The 17799-nt window shown below is 53.5% G+C and carries 13 protein-coding genes; 6 read left to right on the plus strand and 7 right to left on the minus strand.

Translation table 11 applies throughout. The annotated features are described in order from the left end of the window. Positions 1-1830: a translational GTPase TypA gene (gene typA / locus LN341_RS14955; protein WP_234203713.1), complete on the minus strand. Its 1830-nt coding sequence runs from the start codon at positions 1828-1830 to the stop codon at positions 1-3. A gap of 555 nt (positions 1831-2385) precedes the next feature. On the opposite strand from typA, the gene glnA reads away from it, so the two are divergent. From glnA to add, 4 genes are all read left to right on the plus strand, one after another. Next, the gene (gene glnA / locus LN341_RS14960; RefSeq protein ID WP_046221862.1) at positions 2386-3795 is read left to right on the plus strand and encodes a glutamate--ammonia ligase; all 1410 of its coding nucleotides are present in this window, start codon (positions 2386-2388) and stop codon (positions 3793-3795) included. Positions 3796-4218: 423 nt separating this feature from the next. Then, positions 4219-5283: a nitrogen regulation protein NR(II) gene (gene glnL / locus LN341_RS14965; RefSeq protein ID WP_046221861.1), complete on the plus strand. Its 1065-nt coding sequence runs from the start codon at positions 4219-4221 to the stop codon at positions 5281-5283. Positions 5284-5358: 75 nt separating this feature from the next. Beyond that, positions 5359-6774, plus strand: coding sequence for a nitrogen regulation protein NR(I) (gene glnG / locus LN341_RS14970; protein WP_046221860.1), 1416 nt, complete (start codon positions 5359-5361; stop codon positions 6772-6774). Positions 6775-6937: 163 nt separating this feature from the next. Beyond that, the gene (gene add / locus LN341_RS14975) at positions 6938-7939 is read left to right on the plus strand and encodes an adenosine deaminase (RefSeq protein WP_234203714.1); all 1002 of its coding nucleotides are present in this window, start codon (positions 6938-6940) and stop codon (positions 7937-7939) included. Positions 7940-8022: 83 nt separating this feature from the next. Here the strand turns inward: add and hemN are convergent, their stop codons facing one another. The 5 genes from hemN to LN341_RS15000 all read right to left on the minus strand — a co-directional run bounded on the left by hemN (position 8023) and on the right by LN341_RS15000 (position 11999). Further along, positions 8023-9396 (minus strand): oxygen-independent coproporphyrinogen III oxidase, encoded by a 1374-nt coding sequence (hemN, locus tag LN341_RS14980; RefSeq protein WP_234203715.1) that lies wholly within the window; start codon positions 9394-9396, stop codon positions 8023-8025. A gap of 152 nt (positions 9397-9548) precedes the next feature. After that, positions 9549-10034, minus strand: a complete 486-nt coding sequence (locus LN341_RS14985) for a DUF2489 domain-containing protein (RefSeq protein WP_046221857.1) — start codon at positions 10032-10034, stop codon at positions 9549-9551. A 3-nt stretch (positions 10035-10037) separates the two neighbouring features. After that, positions 10038-10574, minus strand: a complete 537-nt coding sequence (yihI, locus tag LN341_RS14990) for a Der GTPase-activating protein YihI (RefSeq protein ID WP_046221856.1) — start codon at positions 10572-10574, stop codon at positions 10038-10040. Next, complete coding sequence (locus LN341_RS14995) at positions 10571-11215, minus strand: class I SAM-dependent methyltransferase (protein WP_234203716.1); 645 nt, start codon at positions 11213-11215, stop codon at positions 10571-10573. The genes yihI and LN341_RS14995 overlap by 4 nt, the downstream gene beginning before the upstream one ends. Before the next feature lie 166 nt (positions 11216-11381). Next, positions 11382-11999 (minus strand): cytochrome c, encoded by a 618-nt coding sequence (locus tag LN341_RS15000; RefSeq protein WP_046221854.1) that lies wholly within the window; start codon positions 11997-11999, stop codon positions 11382-11384. Between the two features lie 158 nt (positions 12000-12157). On the opposite strand from LN341_RS15000, the gene yihA reads away from it, so the two are divergent. Further along, entirely contained in the window at positions 12158-12832 is a 675-nt protein-coding gene (gene yihA, locus LN341_RS15005) for a ribosome biogenesis GTP-binding protein YihA/YsxC (protein WP_234203717.1), read from the plus strand. A gap of 999 nt (positions 12833-13831) precedes the next feature. Here yihA and polA read toward each other — a convergent pair. Further along, positions 13832-16618 (minus strand): DNA polymerase I, encoded by a 2787-nt coding sequence (gene polA, locus LN341_RS15010; protein WP_234203718.1) that lies wholly within the window; start codon positions 16616-16618, stop codon positions 13832-13834. Positions 16619-16944: 326 nt separating this feature from the next. On the opposite strand from polA, the gene elbB reads away from it, so the two are divergent. Continuing rightward, positions 16945-17595 carry an isoprenoid biosynthesis glyoxalase ElbB gene (elbB, locus tag LN341_RS15015; protein ID WP_046221851.1) on the plus strand — a complete coding sequence of 217 codons (651 nt, stop codon included), beginning with the start codon at positions 16945-16947 and terminating at the stop codon, positions 17593-17595. Positions 17596-17799: the final 204 nt, after the last annotated feature.

The following is a 17799-nucleotide window of genomic DNA, read 5'->3' on the forward strand; positions in this document are numbered from 1 at the left end:
TTACTTCGCACCACGGCTCGCGCGCTTACGATCCGTTTCCGTCAGCAGTTTCTTACGGATACGGATGCTTTCCGGCGTCACTTCCACCAGCTCATCGTCATCGATGAATTCCAGTGCCTGCTCCAGGGTATATTTAATTGGCGTGGTCAGCACCTGCGCATCATCGGTGCCTGATGCACGGACGTTGGTCAGCTGCTTGCCTTTCAGGGCGTTGACCGTCAGGTCATTGTCACGGCTGTGAATACCGATCACCATACCTTCGTACACTTCCACACCGTGACCGATAAACAGACGACCACGCTCCTGCAGGTTGAACAGGGCGTTGGTCAGCGCTTTACCTGCGGCGTTTGCAATCAGTACACCGTTGACGCGCTGACCGATCTCACCGCCTTTGTGCGGACCGTAATGGTCGAACGTGTGGTAAATCAGGCCAGAGCCTGAAGTCAGGGTCATGAACTCAGTCTGGAAACCGATCAGACCACGAGAAGGCATGACGAAATCCATACGCACCCGGCCTTTACCGTCTGGTGCCATGTCTTTCAGCTCACCTTTACGCAGGCCGATTTTCTCCATGATGCCGCCCTGGTGCTCTTCCATCACGTCAATGGTCACCGTTTCAAACGGTTCCATCAGCTGGCCGTTTTCTTCTTTGATGATTACTTCAGGACGAGATACCGCCAGCTCGAAGCCTTCGCGGCGCATGTTTTCGATCAGAATCGACAGGTGCAGTTCACCACGGCCTGACACGCGGAATTTGTCCGGGTCTTCCGTTTCTTCAACGCGCAGCGCAACGTTGTGGACCAGTTCTTTCTGCAGACGCTCCAGAATGTTACGGGAGGTCACGAACTTACCTTCTTTACCGGCAAACGGCGAAGTGTTCACCTGGAAGGTCATGGTTACAGTTGGCTCATCCACGCTCAGGGCTGGCAGTGCTTCAACCGCGTTCTGGTCACAAATAGTGTCAGAGATTTTCAGCTCACCCAGACCTGTGATGGCGATGATGTCACCGGCAGTGGCACGCTCGATGTCGTGACGCTCCAGACCCAGGTAGCCCATGACAGTGCCGACTTTACCGTTACGGGTTTTACCGTCTGCACCAATAATGGTCACTTGCTGGTTTGGCTTCACCGAACCACGGGTGACACGGGCAACACCGATCACGCCAACATAAGAGCTGTAGTCCAGCTGAGAGATTTGCATTTGCAGCGGGCCGTCAACGTCAACCGCTGGTGGCGCTACGTTATCAACGATGGCCTGGAACAGCGGTTCCATGTTTTCGCCGGTTTCGCCTTCTTCACGGGTTGCCCAGCCATTCAGTGCTGAGGCGTAAACCACCTGGAAGTCCAGCTGGTCATCAGACGCACCCAGATTGTCAAACAGATCGAATACCTGATCCATCACCCAGTCAGGACGCGCGCCCGGACGGTCGATTTTGTTGATAACAACAATTGGCTTCAAACCGTGAGCGAACGCTTTCTGGGTCACGAAGCGAGTTTGCGGCATCGGGCCGTCAACTGCGTCAACGATCAGCAGAACAGAATCCACCATCGACATAATACGCTCTACTTCGCCACCGAAGTCGGCGTGCCCTGGGGTGTCCACGATATTGATGCGGTAATCATTCCAGTTGATGGCGGTGTTTTTCGCCAGGATGGTAATGCCACGCTCTTTCTCGATATCGTTGGAGTCCATCACGCGTTCTTCAACGCCGCCACGGGAGTCCAAGGTACCTGATTGCTGCAGCAGTTTATCAACCAGGGTGGTTTTACCGTGGTCTACGTGCGCAATGATTGCGATATTACGTAATTTATCGATCTGTGGATTAGACATGGATTTGGCATTCACTCAGATGTTGCGACCCCCTGAAAACAGGCAGTCACTGATTAAAAAAACGGCTCATAATCTACCAGATTTTACGTCAAAACCCAGCAAATATGTGATTTATATCATCACGCCGGAACGAAACTGACAGCAGCCGCAGGAACACAAGGTAAAAAACCAATAAAAACAGTCAATTAAAATCAACGCCCAGCGCCATGCTTTTTTTGGTGCAATAAAGTGAACACAAGCCGCCGCGCAGACGATTGACAATTCACCAGCGTGGGCTAAATATAGCCGATGTCTTTGCATTCGGGTGAAACGGAGTGACAAAGAGGGAGATAATCCCCACTCGCACCATTATGGTGCACGAAATCACCATATCAGTGCAATGGAGCCCATGATTTTTTGCACTGAGCGCCATAACAGGGCGTAAATATGGCAATTTTGGGGATTTAAAAAGTTGGCATGGATTTCGCAAACTTCTATGTATCGGAACAAATCACTGTTCCTTTCCAAAATTTTTTGCGGCCAGTTGCCCAAATCTAACACCGGAGGTTACTTAAGATGTCAGTAGAAAACGTACTCGCGTTGATCCAGGAAAACGAAGTTAAATTTGTTGACCTACGCTTTACCGATACCAAAGGTAAAGAGCAACACATCTCTATCCCCGCTCACCAGATTGACGCAGACTTCTTCGAAGACGGTAAAATGTTCGATGGTTCTTCGGTCGCTGGCTGGAAAGGAATTAACGAATCAGACATGGTGATGATGCCTGACGCATCAACTGCCGTGCTGGACCCATTTACTGAAGATGCCACGCTGAACATCCGCTGTGACATCCTTGAGCCTGCCACTATGCAAGGCTACGACCGTGACCCACGTTCAATTGCCAAGCGCGCCGAAGAATACATGCGCAGCACCGGCATCGCAGACACAGTGCTGGTCGGTCCTGAGCCAGAATTCTTCCTGTTCGACGACGTGAAGTTTGCTACCGATATGTCCGGTTCTTTCTTCAAAATTGACGACATCGAAGCGGCCTGGAACACAGGTTCTACCGTCGAAGGCGGTAACAAAGGTCACCGTCCTGGCGTCAAAGGCGGTTACTTCCCGGTTGCACCGGTTGACTCATCACAAGATATCCGTTCTGCCATGTGTCTGATCATGGAAGAAATGGGTCTGGTTGTTGAAGCACACCACCACGAAGTAGCAACTGCGGGTCAGAACGAAATCGCAACTCGTTTCAACACCCTGACTTCTAAAGCGGATGAAATCCAGATCTACAAATATGTGGTTCATAACGTAGCGCATGCTTTTGGCAAAACTGCCACTTTCATGCCGAAGCCACTGGTTGGCGACAACGGTTCTGGTATGCACGTGCACCAGTCTCTGGCTAAAGACGGTCAGAACCTGTTTGCAGGTGACAAATACGGCGGCCTGTCTGAGCTGGCTCTGTACTACATCGGCGGTATCATCAAGCACGCTCGCGCGATCAACGCCTTTGCGAACCCATCAACCAACTCGTACAAGCGTCTGGTTCCTGGATTCGAAGCCCCTGTGATGCTGGCTTACTCAGCGCGTAACCGCTCTGCGTCTATCCGTATCCCAGTGGTACCAAGCCCGAAAGCACGCCGTATCGAAGCGCGCTTCCCGGATCCAGCAGCAAACCCATACCTGGCATTTGCCTGCTTGCTGATGGCTGGTCTTGACGGTATCAAGAACAAGATCCACCCGGGCGAAGCAATGGATAAAGACCTGTACGATCTGCCTGCAGAAGAAGCAGCAGAGATTCCAAAAGTGGCAGAGTCTCTGGAAATCGCCCTGAAAGCACTGGATGAAGACCGTGAGTTCCTGACGGCTGGCGGCGTATTCTCTGACGATTTCATCGATTCTTACATCGCCCTGAAATCGAAAGATGTTGAGCGCATCAACATGGCGACTCACCCACTGGAATTCGACCTGTACTACTCAGTATAAGTCTGACCCCAGAGATTCACTGACAAGGGCCTGCGCATGCAGGCCTTTTCTTTATCTGTTTCACCAAGACAGGGCAAAGATAAGCTGCATTTCAGACGGACAGCCCCACCTCGGCGCACCTCGCTTCACCACATGCCGTCATCCCGTTTCCCCGGCTATCCGTCAGATCTTATCACTGTACCGAGCCGGAAAAGACGGCAAGGTTATTGCATTATTCTTGATGATTCACCGTCTTTACTGATGACCAGACGTCAGCTTCAAAGCCGTTGCCGTCACCAATCGCCGAAAAGGCTGGACGCACTCACTTTGTGCTGCACAAGAGAGAAAAGACGGGCTACACTGTAATGCACCAAAACAGTGCAACGCACCAGCGGTGTTTGCTCCGCAAGCGGGCACCCTGGCCATAACCACAAGGATGAGACTGTGACTGCTGCTTTTACGCCATTGATCCTGAGTAATCTGGTCACTGCAGTGATACTGCTCGATGAATCGCTCAAGATACGCTATGTCAACCCGGCAGCGGAGCAACTGATGTCCTGCAGTCAGCGACGATTGATCGGCTGCCGCTTTCCGGATCTGCTCCAGCACAGCTCGCTTGATCTGGGCCTGATTCAGTCAACCGTGCAAAGCGGACAGGGACTGACCGACGGTGAAGTCACCTTAGTCGTTGACGGCCGTCACCATACCTTAGAAATCAATGCCAGTCCGGTGAGCTGGCAGAAAGAGGTGCTGATCCTGCTGGAGCTGAAACCTATCGACCAGCAAAGACGTATCAGCCAGGAAATCAGCCAGCACGCCCAGCAGCAAGCGGCCAAGGAGCTGGTCCGCGGGCTGGCCCATGAGATCAAAAACCCGCTGGGGGGATTGCGCGGCGCCGCACAGTTACTGGAAAAAGCCCTGCCGGATCCCAGCTACACCGAATACACCCAGATGATCATCGAACAGGCCGACCGGCTGCGAAATCTGGTTGACCGCCTGTTAGGGCCGCAAAAGCCCGGTATCCGGACGGTCGGCAATATCCATGTAGTGCTCGAGAAAGTGCGCCAGCTGGTGTCGCTGGATCACAGGGAACAACGGCTGCGTATCCAGCGCGATTATGACCCCAGTCTGCCGGATTTCAGCATGGATCCGGAACAGCTGGAACAGGCCATCTTAAACATTGTCAGTAATGCTGCGCTGGCGCTGAGCCAGCAGCCGGGGGAAGGCGTCATCACGCTGCAAACACGCACCGCGCACCAGGCACTGATTCACGGTCAGCGGCACAGGATTGCGGCCAAGATTGACATCATAGACAACGGGCCCGGCATTCCGGCCGACATCCAGGACACCCTGTTTTATCCCATGGTCACAGGCCGCGAAGGCGGGAACGGGCTCGGCCTGTCCATCGCCCAGAATTTAATTGACCAGCACCACGGCAAAATTGAAGTGTCGAGCTGGCCGGGGCAGACAACATTTTCCATTTATCTACCGATTCAAACCACAGAATAACAAAGCAGCCGGGCACATCATTTAATCAACCATCACGCCCGGCATGCACACAAAGGACACAACGGAGGGCATGCGATGAGCAAAGGACTAATCTGGGTTGTCGACGATGACAGCTCCATACGCTGGGTACTGGAGCGCACCCTGAATGCAGCCGGACTGCGCTGCGAAACCTTCGCCGATGCCGACAGCGTCGTTGAAGCACTGGAACGCAGCGTGCCGGATGTGCTGGTGTCCGATATCCGGATGCCGGGTACGGATGGTCTGACACTGCTGCGTAACCTGCATCATGATTACCCCACCCTGCCGGTGATTATCATGACGGCACACTCGGATCTGGATGCGGCCGTGAACGCTTATCAGGAAGGCGCGTTTGAATACCTGCCCAAGCCCTTTGATATCGACGAAGCCGTGAGCCTGGTGGAGCGGGCAGTCACCCACAGCCAGGAGCAAAAGCGTCAGCAGCAGCCGGAAGAAATCACCAAGCAGGCCCCGGAGATCATCGGCGAAGCACCGGCGATGCAGGAAGTGTTTCGCGCCATCGGCCGCCTGTCCCGTTCCTCGATTTCCGTGCTGATCAATGGTGAATCCGGTACAGGTAAAGAGCTGGTGGCTCAGGCGCTGCATCGCCACAGCCCGAGACGGGAGAGCGAATTTATCGCCCTCAACATGGCGGCCATTCCCAAAGATCTGATTGAATCTGAACTGTTTGGCCATGAAAAAGGCGCGTTTACCGGCGCCAACAACATCCGCCAGGGCCGTTTTGAGCAGGCCAATGGCGGCACCCTGTTTCTGGATGAAATCGGCGACATGCCACTGGATATCCAGACCCGCCTGCTGCGGGTCCTGGCTGATGGCCAGTTCTACCGCGTTGGCGGTCACTCTCCCATCAATGTGGATGTCCGTATCATCGCGGCCACTCACCAGAATCTGGAACGCCTGGTGGCCAAAGGGGATTTCCGGGAAGATCTGTTCCACCGCCTGAATGTCATCCGGGTGCATCTGCCCGCGCTGAAAGACCGCCGCCAGGATATTCCCCAGCTGACCCGCCACTTCTTAAAGCGGGCCTCCGATGAGCTGGGAGTAGAAATCAAATCCCTGCATCCGGACACAGAAACCCTGCTCACCAGCCTGTCCTGGCCGGGCAATGTACGCCAGCTGGAAAATACCTGTCGCTGGCTGACCGTGATGGCCAGCGGCAACGAAATCCTGCCATCCGATCTGCCGCCCGAACTGACCGCGGTCGAGAGCCAGCCGAAAGGCGACGGCAGCGAGCCACACTGGCAGCAATCGCTGCAGCACTGGGCCCGTCAGGCATTGCAGCAGGGCAACCAGAATTTACTCGGCGAAGCCATGCCGGAGTTTGAGCGTATTCTGCTCGATACCGCCCTGGAATTTACCCACGGCCACAAGCAGGAAGCCGCCAAGCTGCTCGGCTGGGGGCGCAACACCCTGACCCGTAAACTCAAAGAGCTCAACATGGCCAGTGACTGATAATCTGACCACGACGGGTGGTTAGAACTGGTGCTTTTTTCAACAGCGGAAGTAAACATCAGCCCGATCTTGATGATCGGGCCAGATCCTCGCCCTGACTGTAATGATTGTCTTCATAGATTTGCTTATACTGAGGCTACAGTTTTTCCGGGATACCAAGATCATGATAAGCAAACACCTGCCATTAACCGATTTGCACCGTCATCTGGACGGTAACATCCGCATTCAGACCATTCTTGAGTTGGGCCAGCAGTTTGGGATGGCGCTGCCTGCCAACGACCTTGAATCGCTGCGTCCGCATGTTCAGATCGTTGAGGCCGAACCCAGCCTGGTCGCTTTCCTGTCCAAGCTGGACTGGGGGGTCGCGGTACTGGGCGATCTGGAGGCCTGCCGCCGGGTAGCTTACGAGAATGTCGAAGATGCCCTCAACGCCCGGATCGACTACGCCGAGCTGCGCTTTTCACCCTATTACATGGCGATGAAGCACAATCTGCCCGTTGCCGGTGTGGTCGAAGCCGTGGTGGACGGCGTGCGTGCCGGTTGTCGCGATTTCGGCATCAAAGCCAACCTGATCGGTATCATGAGCCGGACTTTCGGCACCCAGGCCTGCCAGCAGGAGCTGGACGCCCTGCTGAGCCAGAAAGACCACCTGGTTGCCGTTGATCTGGCCGGCGATGAGCTGGGCCAGCCGGGTGATCAGTTCGTCGGTCATTTCAAGCAGGTGCGCGATGCTGGTCTTCAGGTCACAGTGCATGCCGGTGAAGCCGCTGGCCCGGAAAGTATGTGGCAGGCGATTCAGGAGCTGGGCGCAGTACGTATCGGCCACGGCGTCAAAGCGGTGGAGGATGCACGTCTGATGGATTACCTGGCTGAGCACAAGATCGGGATTGAATCCTGCCTGACCTCAAATATCCAGACCAGCACAGTGGCCAGTCTGGCTGGACACCCGCTCAAGCAGTTTCTCGATCACGGTATTCTGGCCTGTCTGAATACCGATGACCCGGCCGTGGAAGGCATTGAGCTGCCGTACGAGTACGAAGTGGCTGCGCCGAAAGCAGGTCTGACCCCGGAGCAAATCCGTCAGGCGCAAATCAATGGCCTGGAGCTGGCGTTCCTGTCTGACAGCGAGAAGAACGCCCTGCGTGAGATGGCGGCCAAACGTTAATTCCGCTATCACCTGCGCCACAAAAAGCCCCGCTTGTCATCGCAAGCGGGGCTTTTTTTCTGGCTCGTGAGTCAGCGCAAGGGTCAGATCACCCGCGAAAACTGCTGCTGACGGGCACGCTGACGCAGATAGGCATCAAAACACATGCAGATATTGCGGATCAGCAATCGGCCTTTGGCAGCCACTTCAATCCGCTCCGCTGTCACACATACCAGACCATCATCAATAAAGGTCTGCAGCAATGCCAGGTCTTCGGCAAAATAGTCGGCAAACCCGATGTCATAGCGCTGCTCAATTTCCGTGATCGACAATTCAAACTGGCAAATCAAGGTTTTAATCACTTCGCGGCGCAGCAGATCATCCGCGGTCAGGTTTACCCCTTTCCACAGGGCATGCTGCTGCGATTCAATGTCGGCATAATAAGCCTTGAGCTCTTTCTGGTTCTGGCCATAGCTGTCGCCGATCATCGAAATGGCAGACACTCCCAGTCCCAGCAGATCGCAATCGCCCTGGGTGGTGTAGCCCTGAAAATTGCGGTGCAGCTTGCCTTCGCGCTGGGCCACGGCCAGTTCATCCTCCGGCAGGGCGAAGTGGTCCATGCCGATAAACTGATAACCGGCAGCAGTCAGGGTCTCAATGGTGCTGTGCAGCATCGCCAGTTTTTCAGACGGCGACGGTAAATCCGCATCTTTAATTTTTCGCTGGGCGGCAAACAGGGACGGCATGTGGGCATAGTTAAACACAGACAAACGCCCCGGCTTCATCGCCAGCACCTGCTCCAGCGTGTTCACGAAACGGGCATTGTTCTGTTTCGGCAAGCCGTAGATCAGATCCAGATTGGTCGAGCGAAACCCCAGCTCGCGGGCACGATGGACCAAGGCTTCAATAAAATCCCTGTCCTGCTTGCGGTTGACCAGCTGCTGAACCTCTTTATCAAAATCCTGCACCCCGATACTGAGGCGGTTAAACCCTTCCTCCCGTAAATGATCCAGGACATCCAATTCCATCCGACGCGGGTCGACTTCGATACTAATTTCTGCATCCGGCAGCAGGGTAAAGGAGGCGCGCAGCTGAGCCATCAGACGGGTGATTTGCGCCTTGGTCAAAAACGTGGGCGTCCCGCCACCCAGATGCAGCTGGCTGACTGCCCGGCCGCGCATCAGCGCTGCACGCTGGCGAATCTCAATGTCCAGGGCCGCCAGATAAATGTCGGCCTTATGCGCATGCCGGGTAATGACCTTATTACAGCCACAGTAATAACAAAGGGTATGACAGAATGGAATGTGGATATAGAGCGATAAACGGCGATCCGGATAGCGCTGACAGGCAGCGGTAAAGTCCATGGTGGTAAAGTCGGGCTGAAATTCCAGCGCCGTCGGATAAGAGGTATAGCGGGGGCCAGAATAGTTGTATTTTTCGATCAGGGTCTGGTCCCAAATCATAGCGGGCTGTGTCATGGCAGCTTTCCTCACAGACGGACTTCAGGTCAATCGGATACACTAACATGGCCTCAGCCGACATTTCTTGATCGATCACAAATCGGATCGCAATATCTCGCCCTCACAAAAAAAAGCCCGGTTTGAGCAACCGGGCTGATCATTGCAGTGGGTTAAGTCGCCTTTTGCGCCAGGATCTGAGCCAATTCCGACTGTATCGCATCAAACAGCCGCGATTCGGCTTTCATGCGCAGCAGATCGTCTTTCATGCGGTCCTGCTTGGCCAGGGCTTTACGCTCATCGCCGCGCGGCATCTCTTCCACCACTTTATACAGCTCAAACAAAGCCGGATACTGGGCGGAAAAGTTGACACTGCGATCGGCCTGCAACACTGTCATCAGTTTGTAGAGGCGAATCGCAATCTCCGACATGTCACACTGCTCCTGCCGTCCGGCTTCAGCAATGATATAGACACTCTGCAGAATATTGCGATTGCGCTGCGCAATCGCCTCAGCCTGTTGCTGCTCGGCACGGGCAATAAACGCTTGGTGGCGCTGTTTTTGTTGATACAGCTGATAAAGCAAATAACCGGCATAGGCCGCCAGTGCCACCACAATCAGGCTTCCTGCCACAAACAGCCAGAGTTTCAGATCCTGCAAGGCTTACTCCTTATTGAAATCGTCCCAACGGGTATTTTCAAAGTCATCAAGCAGATCCTCTTCGCTGCGGGCATCCCCGGTGGCGATTTGATCGTCTGCCTCATCCTGATCTTCGTCGTACAGACCCAGTTGTTTCATCAACTGCTCAATGCGATCCAGTTTCTGGTCGACTTGCTTCTGCAGACCTGCACCGAGTTTTTCACCGGCATCCAGACGGTCCAACAGGGCCATCAATTGCGGATCGTTCTCCAGCATCGCCAGTTCCTGCTCAGCACTCATACGGCGCGCCTGCTTGCTTGGTTTCGGTTCGACAATCAGTGGCACCGGCTTTTTGCTGCCGTGGCGTGGATCTTTCGCCTGCCCCTGACGCTGCGCACTCTGAGCATCCGCGTCTGAGTGACGGCTGCCCGCTTTCAAACCTTTACGCTTACGGGCTTTCTGACGGGCACGGCCATCCAGATCTTGCTGGCTGACACTCTTTTCTACGAACTGCGCCGGGCCTTCAGAGCCAGGTTTACGGCCTCTTTTCTTACGGGTCATGACTGATTTTTCCTCAGCATAATTACATCGTTACCAATAAATTCCACCGTCAGTCCATCTCGTTGTGCCAGATAACGGAACGTTTCCCGGCTGAAAAAGCTGACGTGGGTGGGATCATTCTTGTAATGCCAGCGGCTGAATGCCTCTGCATCGGTTGCCAGCTTCGTCATCAGTCCCAGCCAGCCACCCGGCTTGACCAATGACAGCAGCAACTGCCATTCACGGGCCGGGGTATAAAAGTGTTCAATCGCCTCGGTACAGGTGACAAAGTCATACTGAGAGGCCAGTACACCGGTATCCGGAGCAAAATACGGATCATACACAGCGACCTGATGCCCCTGCTCACGAAACATGCTTGCCAGCGCAGGGCCGGGGCCGCAGCCGAAATCCAGCCCAGCCAGCGGTCCTGGCGGCAAACGCACGCTCAGCAGTGCGGCCAGCCGGCTGAGGAAACGGCGATACCCTTCATCCTCAACATGGTTTTCATGCTGATCGTAGACCGCTTTTTCCTGCTCCGGTGTCAAATGCGAAGCCGGATCCGCAAACACCAGGCTGCAGGCCCGGCATTGAAAATAGGCCCGCTGCTTATCTTGATGATAAGCCTGAGTGGCTGCGCTGTCGCATAAGGTACAAGCCGTCATCAGCATCTCCTTGGGCCCGGCATTCCGGCGTGGTCAAAATTAAGCCGCGTATGATAGCAGACCTGCGCCGATTGAGAAACGGAGAGCGCGGTGAATCCCGGGCAGTAAAAAAGGCAGCCTGAGCTGCCTTGATTACACTGCGATGCTTGCGATACTGAGTGGGTGATCAGTGAAGACCGCCAACATACTGTGACAAGGCGTCGATTTCCTTATCACTCAGTTTCGCTGCCACTGAACGCATCATCGCGTTCATGTCGTTGCTGCGCTGGCCTTCACGGAACATAGTCAACTGTTTCTTGATGTATTCCGCAGGCTGCCCGGAAATATCCGGGAAACCAGACAGGCTGGTGCCATTACCCCGCGGACCGTGGCACGCCGTACAGGCCGCAATGCCACGTTCGGCATCACCCACACGGTAGAGCTGCTGACCGATTTCGATCGAGCTCTCAGGGGTCGTGCCTTCAATCGCAGGCAGGGAACTGAAGTAAGCCGCCAGATCCGCCATGTCTTGTTCAGACAAAGGCATCGCCATGCCGCCCATCACAGGATCATTACGCCCTTGTTCACCACCTGTCGTCATCGCCAGCTTGAATTCCTTCAGCTGTTTCTCCAGATAACGTGGGTGCTGACCCGCAAGGTTGGGGTATTGTCCTGTGATACCTTTACCATCAGCGCCATGGCATGCTGCACATGTCGCTGCTTTTGCTTTTCCAGCTTCAACATCTCCCTGGGCCCAGCTTGTGCAACTGGCAAGAAGTGTAAATATCAATGCTAATTTCTTCATGACATTCCGTTTATAATTATTGAGCTTCCAGTACCACAAGTATTGCTTAGCAACATGGTATACAATGCACCACTAACCAAGCAGGGTTAGTGGTATATTTTACACACTTTCGCATAAAAGTAATTAGTCAACGACCAGAAGACTTGACGGAGTTAACAGTGAATTCCCCTCTCAACTACAGACAAACCCATTTTATTACCAGTGCTCCGGATATCCGCCACCTCCCTTTGGACAAAGGTGTTGAGATTGCATTTGCTGGCCGATCAAATGCCGGTAAATCAAGTGCTTTAAATCGTCTGACGGATCAGAAAAGTCTGGCACGAACCTCAAAAACGCCGGGCCGAACCCAGTTAATCAACATGTTTGAAGTCAGAACCGGCTGTAACCTGATTGACCTGCCGGGCTATGGCTACGCTCAGGTGCCGCTTGAGATGAAAAAGAAATGGCAGGCAGCCTTAGGTGAATACCTGCAAAAACGCGAATGCCTGCAGGGACTGGTGGTCTTAATGGATATCCGCCACCCGATGAAAGATCTCGACCAGCAAATGATTTACTGGGCGGTGGAAAGCCAACTGCCGGTGCTGGTCTTACTGACCAAAGCCGACAAACTCAAAAGCGGTGCCCGTAAAGCCCAGCTGCTGAAAATTCGCGAAGCCGCACTGGCCTTCGGGGGCGATGTGGAAGTCGAGAATTTTTCCGCGCTCAAAGGCATCGGCGTTGATCAGGTCCGCCGCAAACTCGATATCTGGTTTGCCCCGGAACTGGCCCGTCAGCAGGCGTTGCTGGAAGCAGAACATACTGAACAGGACGGTATTGCACCGGACGCAGAATAAGATTCGTCCATATGCCTGATCGCCCGATCAGGCATCAACCCGCCGTTTTTCTTACTTTCGTACCAATCAGACCGTTGACGAACGCCAGATAAAAATGTCCCCACCGGAACGATGGGGCAACGGGAGAGAAATAGGAGGTTTTTATATTTGTTCAGAAAGGATTAATGATTTAACCAGCCAACGCAAGTTTTTTATACGAAATCTGGGCATTTTTTCCCCTCTGATTCCTGATTTTTCATAGCTCCCCTCAGACATAACATCCACTTTTGCCCGACTCACGGCAAAAACCCAGCTAATTGTTTCATTCTGCAAATTAAGTCTTTCTTGGCTAACCTGAACCAATCAATTTGGAATTTTATTACAAAAAGATGGCAAAATGACAAAAAAAAGCCACCCAAAAGCGGATGGCCGGATCATGGATAGGTCGATTGGCGAAGTATTCGCGCAGCCCGACAAATATGAACAAGAAGCAGACGTCATTATAATCGCCTCATTGACAGAATTAAAGTAATTACTCTAATTTTTATCTCTCGGACGCTTCCTGATGCAAAACCACAACCCGGATTACGCGGGGTTCAGTCATCAGATTCTCCGCAATTTCCGGCTAAGGTGAGCAGACTATCAGCAAACAGTACCCGTAAAGGGAAGAGTCTGTGCGGAAGGCAGTGAACAATCGTTGGAAGATAAGAGCGGAAAATCATTTGGCTGGCCACAAATAAAAACGCCCTGGTCAAATGACCAGGGCGGCTAAAAAAAGCCAAATCCAATAACGTGAAACAAAAGGTCTGAAAGATAGAACATCTTACCTCTGTACCCTACGCCGCTAACTGTATATCAAGTATGCAGAGAAAAAAAGCCCTTTTCGTAGTTTTTTTTCACATAAGACGTAATTAAATTATACAAAATTTTGATAAACCCTGATTCAGATTGAAAAAAACCGGCCTGCGGGCCGGTTTTTGACGATTTTATTACATGTTTGGCGGTGCCGGCTGGGACGGATTAATGCGCCTGATCCCAGTTGTCACCGCTGCCTGCATCCGCGATCAATGGTACATCCAGCTCAGCTGCAGCCTCCATCAGCTCGCACACTGATTTTGCGACGCTCTCCAGCTCAGATTCTTTCACTTCAAACACCAGTTCATCGTGTACCTGCATCAACAGACGGACACGGTCGCTGTTTTGTGTCTGGATCCAGTGATCGACGGCTACCATAGCACGTTTGATAATATCCGCCGCCGTGCCCTGCATCGGGGCGTTGATCGCCGCCCGCTCTGCCGCTTTACGGCGAATGGCGTTGCGCGATTGAATATCCGGCAGATAGAGGCGGCGGCCAAACAGGGTTTCAACATACCCTTGCTCGCTGGCCTGAGTGCGGGTGCTTTCCATGTATTCCAGCACGCCCGGGTAACGCTCGAAGTACACATTCATGTACTCCTGTGCCTCATTGCGTCCCATACCCAGCTGTTTTGCCAGACCAAAGGCACTCATGCCATAAATCAAACCAAAGTTAATGGCTTTGGCACGACGGCGCTGTTCGCTGGTGACTTCTTCGATCGGCAAACCGAGGATCTCAGCCGCGGTCGCAGCATGAATATCTTTGCCGTGACGGAAAGCATCAAGCAGTGCTTTGTCGCCGGACAGATGAGCCATGATCCTCAGTTCAATCTGAGAATAATCGACCGCCAGAATCTTGTAACCTGCCGGTGCGATAAAGGCCTGACGGATCCGGCGCCCTTGTTCGTTACGAATCGGAATGTTCTGCAGGTTTGGATCGGTCGACGACAGACGCCCCGTGGCCGCGACCGCCTGATGATATGAGGTATGCACCCGTTTGGTGGCCGGGTTGATCATGCGCGGCAGCTTGTCGGTATAAGTCGATTTGAGTTTCGCCAGCCCGCGGTGCTCCAGCAGCAGCTTGGGCAGCGGGTAGTCCAGCGCCAGTTCCTGCAACACTTCTTCATTGGTTGATGGGGTACCGGAAGGGGTTTTCTTAACCACAGGCAGCCCCATTTTCTCAAACAGGATCGCTTGCAGCTGTTTAGGCGAGCTGAGATTAAACTCCTCTCCGGCCACTTCGTATGCTTGCGCCTGGATCTCATCTAACCGCACCGCAATTTCCTGCGACTGCGCAGTCAGCTTCGCCGCATCGAGCAGCACACCCGTGCGCTCCATGCGAGACAGGACAGGCACCAGCGGCATTTCGATATCTTCCAGCACGCTTTTCAGTTTAGGATCCGCGTTCAGCTTGCCGATCAGCAGGTTATGCAGACGCAGGGTGATATCCGCATCTTCCGCTGCATAAGGGCCAGCCTGTTCCAGATCGATCTGGTTAAAGGTCAGCTGTTTCTTCCCTTTGCCGGCAATATCTTCGAAACTGATGGTTTTGTGTTCCAGATAACGCAGCGACAGACTGTCCATATCATGGCGTCCGACCACACTGTTGTACACGTAAGACTCCAGCATGGTATCGAAGCGGATGCCCTGCATGGTCACCCCATAGCGCGCCAGAACACTGGCGTCATATTTGAGGTTCTGGCCCACTTTGGCCTGCGCCGGGTCCTCCAGCAAAGGTTTCAGCTGAGCGATCACCCAGTCGCGATCCAGCTGCGAGGGCGCATCCAGATAGTCATGAGCCACGGGCACATAAGCCGCTTTGCCTTCTTCGGCCGCAAAAGACAGCCCGACCAGATTGGCGACCATGTAGTCCAGGTTGTCGGTTTCGGTATCAAAGGCAAAAACATCCGACTGTTTGAGTATCTCCAGCCACTCGCCAAAACGGGCTTCGTCCAGCACCACTTCATAGCCGCTGCGGTCAATCACAGGGGCCGGTGCTGACGATTTCACCGGCTCACTGTCCTGGCCAGCAATGGTGGCGGCACCATCCGCGACAATGCGGCCATCGCTGCCGTCGAGCATTTCTGCCAGCCAGCGACGAAATTGCAGCTTGCCGAACAGCCGGGTCAGCTCATCGATATCCGGAGTGCCTTTTTGCAGCTCCTGCGGACCGAATTCAAGTGCGACATCCAGCTTGATGGTCGCCAGCTCATAGGACATCATTGCCGCTTCGCGGTTTTCTTCCAGTTTCTTGGCCATGGTTTTCGAGCCACGAAAACCCAGCGCCGCAATCGCATCCAGATTGTCATACAGATCTTTCAGGCCACCAATCCCGGTCAGCAAGGCCGTTGCTGTCTTGTCACCCACGCCAGGCACCCCGGGAATGTTGTCGACCTTGTCTCCCATCAGGGCCAGATAATCAATGATCAGCTCCGGACCAATCCCGAACTTCTCCCGTACCCCGTCCGGATCCATCACCACACCCGTCATGGTGTTGATCAGGGTAATGTTCTCATCCACAAGCTGCGCCATGTCTTTATCACCGGTACTGATCAGCACAGGCATCCCGGCCTGGGAGGCCTGACGCGCCAGGGTGCCGATGACATCATCCGCCTCGACCCCGGGCTCGCAAATCAGCGGCAGGCCCATGGCTTTGATAATGGCGTGCAACGGCTCAATCTGAGCACGCAAATCATCCGGCATCGGCGGGCGATGCGCTTTATACTCGGGATAGAGCTCATCACGGAAAGTCTTGCCTTTGGCATCAAAGACAACAGCAATATGTTCCGTCGCAAATTGACGCAGCATGCTGCGCAACATATTAACCACGCCATACACAGCCCCGGTTGGTTCACCATCTGAGTTAGTGAAATTGGGTGAGGCGTGATAGGCACGATAAAGATACGAGGAACCATCGATCAGGATCAGTGGATTTTCTGGAATAGTTGCCATAATGGATTGTCTGTATCTGGAAGATAAAAGGATCAGGGTCTTAGGATGCCATGAGAAGTGCCGAGTGTTAACAGAAGTTTTTCCGTTCCAGGAAGACATGATCTGTGGATAAGTTTGTGAGTTTTTGGAATAAGCCTGATGATCTTTTGTGGAACAACCTAAGATCGATGATTTAAATTAAATAAAAATCATCAACTTAAATCATATAACCAAAAATACCCCTTGATCCTGTGAAGATCATCATGTGTGGAAAAAGTTATCAGATGGCGGTGTAATCGGTCAAAGCGATGCCAAATTCCCCAAGGTTGAACAAAAAGGAGGCCAAGATGAAAAAGGTTGCAGTGATATTAAGCGGTTCCGGTGTCTTTGACGGCAGTGAGATCCACGAAGCCGTGCTGGCGCTGTACGCCATCGAACAGGCAGGTGCCAGCTGGCACTGTTTTGCCCCGAACGTGGATCAGCACCATGTCATTAACCACATGACCGGCGAGCCCATGGATGAAACCCGTAATGTACTGATCGAAGCCGCACGCATTGCCCGGGGCCAGATCCAGGATGTGGCTGAACTCAGCGCACGTGACTTCGATGCTCTGCTGCTGCCGGGGGGCTTTGGTGCGGCCAAAAACCTGTCAGACTTCGCCTTCAAAGGCGCATCCTGCAAAATTCACCCCGAGGTTAAACGTGCCTGCCAGGAATTTGCCCGGGCGCAGAAACCGGCGGCTTATCTGTGCATTGCACCGGTCTTGATCCCCCAGATTTATGGCAAGGGCGCAAAAGGCACGATAGGACATGAGAAAGAGGTGGCCAGTGCATTTCGCACCATGGGCGGCGATCATATTGACTGCCCGGTCGATGAGTTTGTGCTGGATCAGGAACGCTGTCTGTTAAGCACGCCGGCTTACATGCTGGCAGGCTCAATCTCAGAAGCGGCCAGCGGGATCAACAAGCTGGTGCAGCAACTGGTCAAGATGGCCTGAAAAAGAAAAAGCGGCGCTTGATACAAGCGCCGCTCAGCAGAAGTGATCATTGTCTTTAGCCCTACACCAAAAACCTGACCAAGCTGTATTACTGGAAGCAATGTGAGCAATGTCGTGCCTTCATAGGGAAACTGTTACTGCTTACTTCCCGCTGAGTGCAAGTTAATAATAACCATTCTCATTAACTTTGCAAGCACTGATTGA

Source organism: Photobacterium sp. TLY01 (genome assembly GCF_021432065.1).
GTDB lineage: Bacteria > Pseudomonadota > Gammaproteobacteria > Enterobacterales > Vibrionaceae > Photobacterium > Photobacterium halotolerans_A.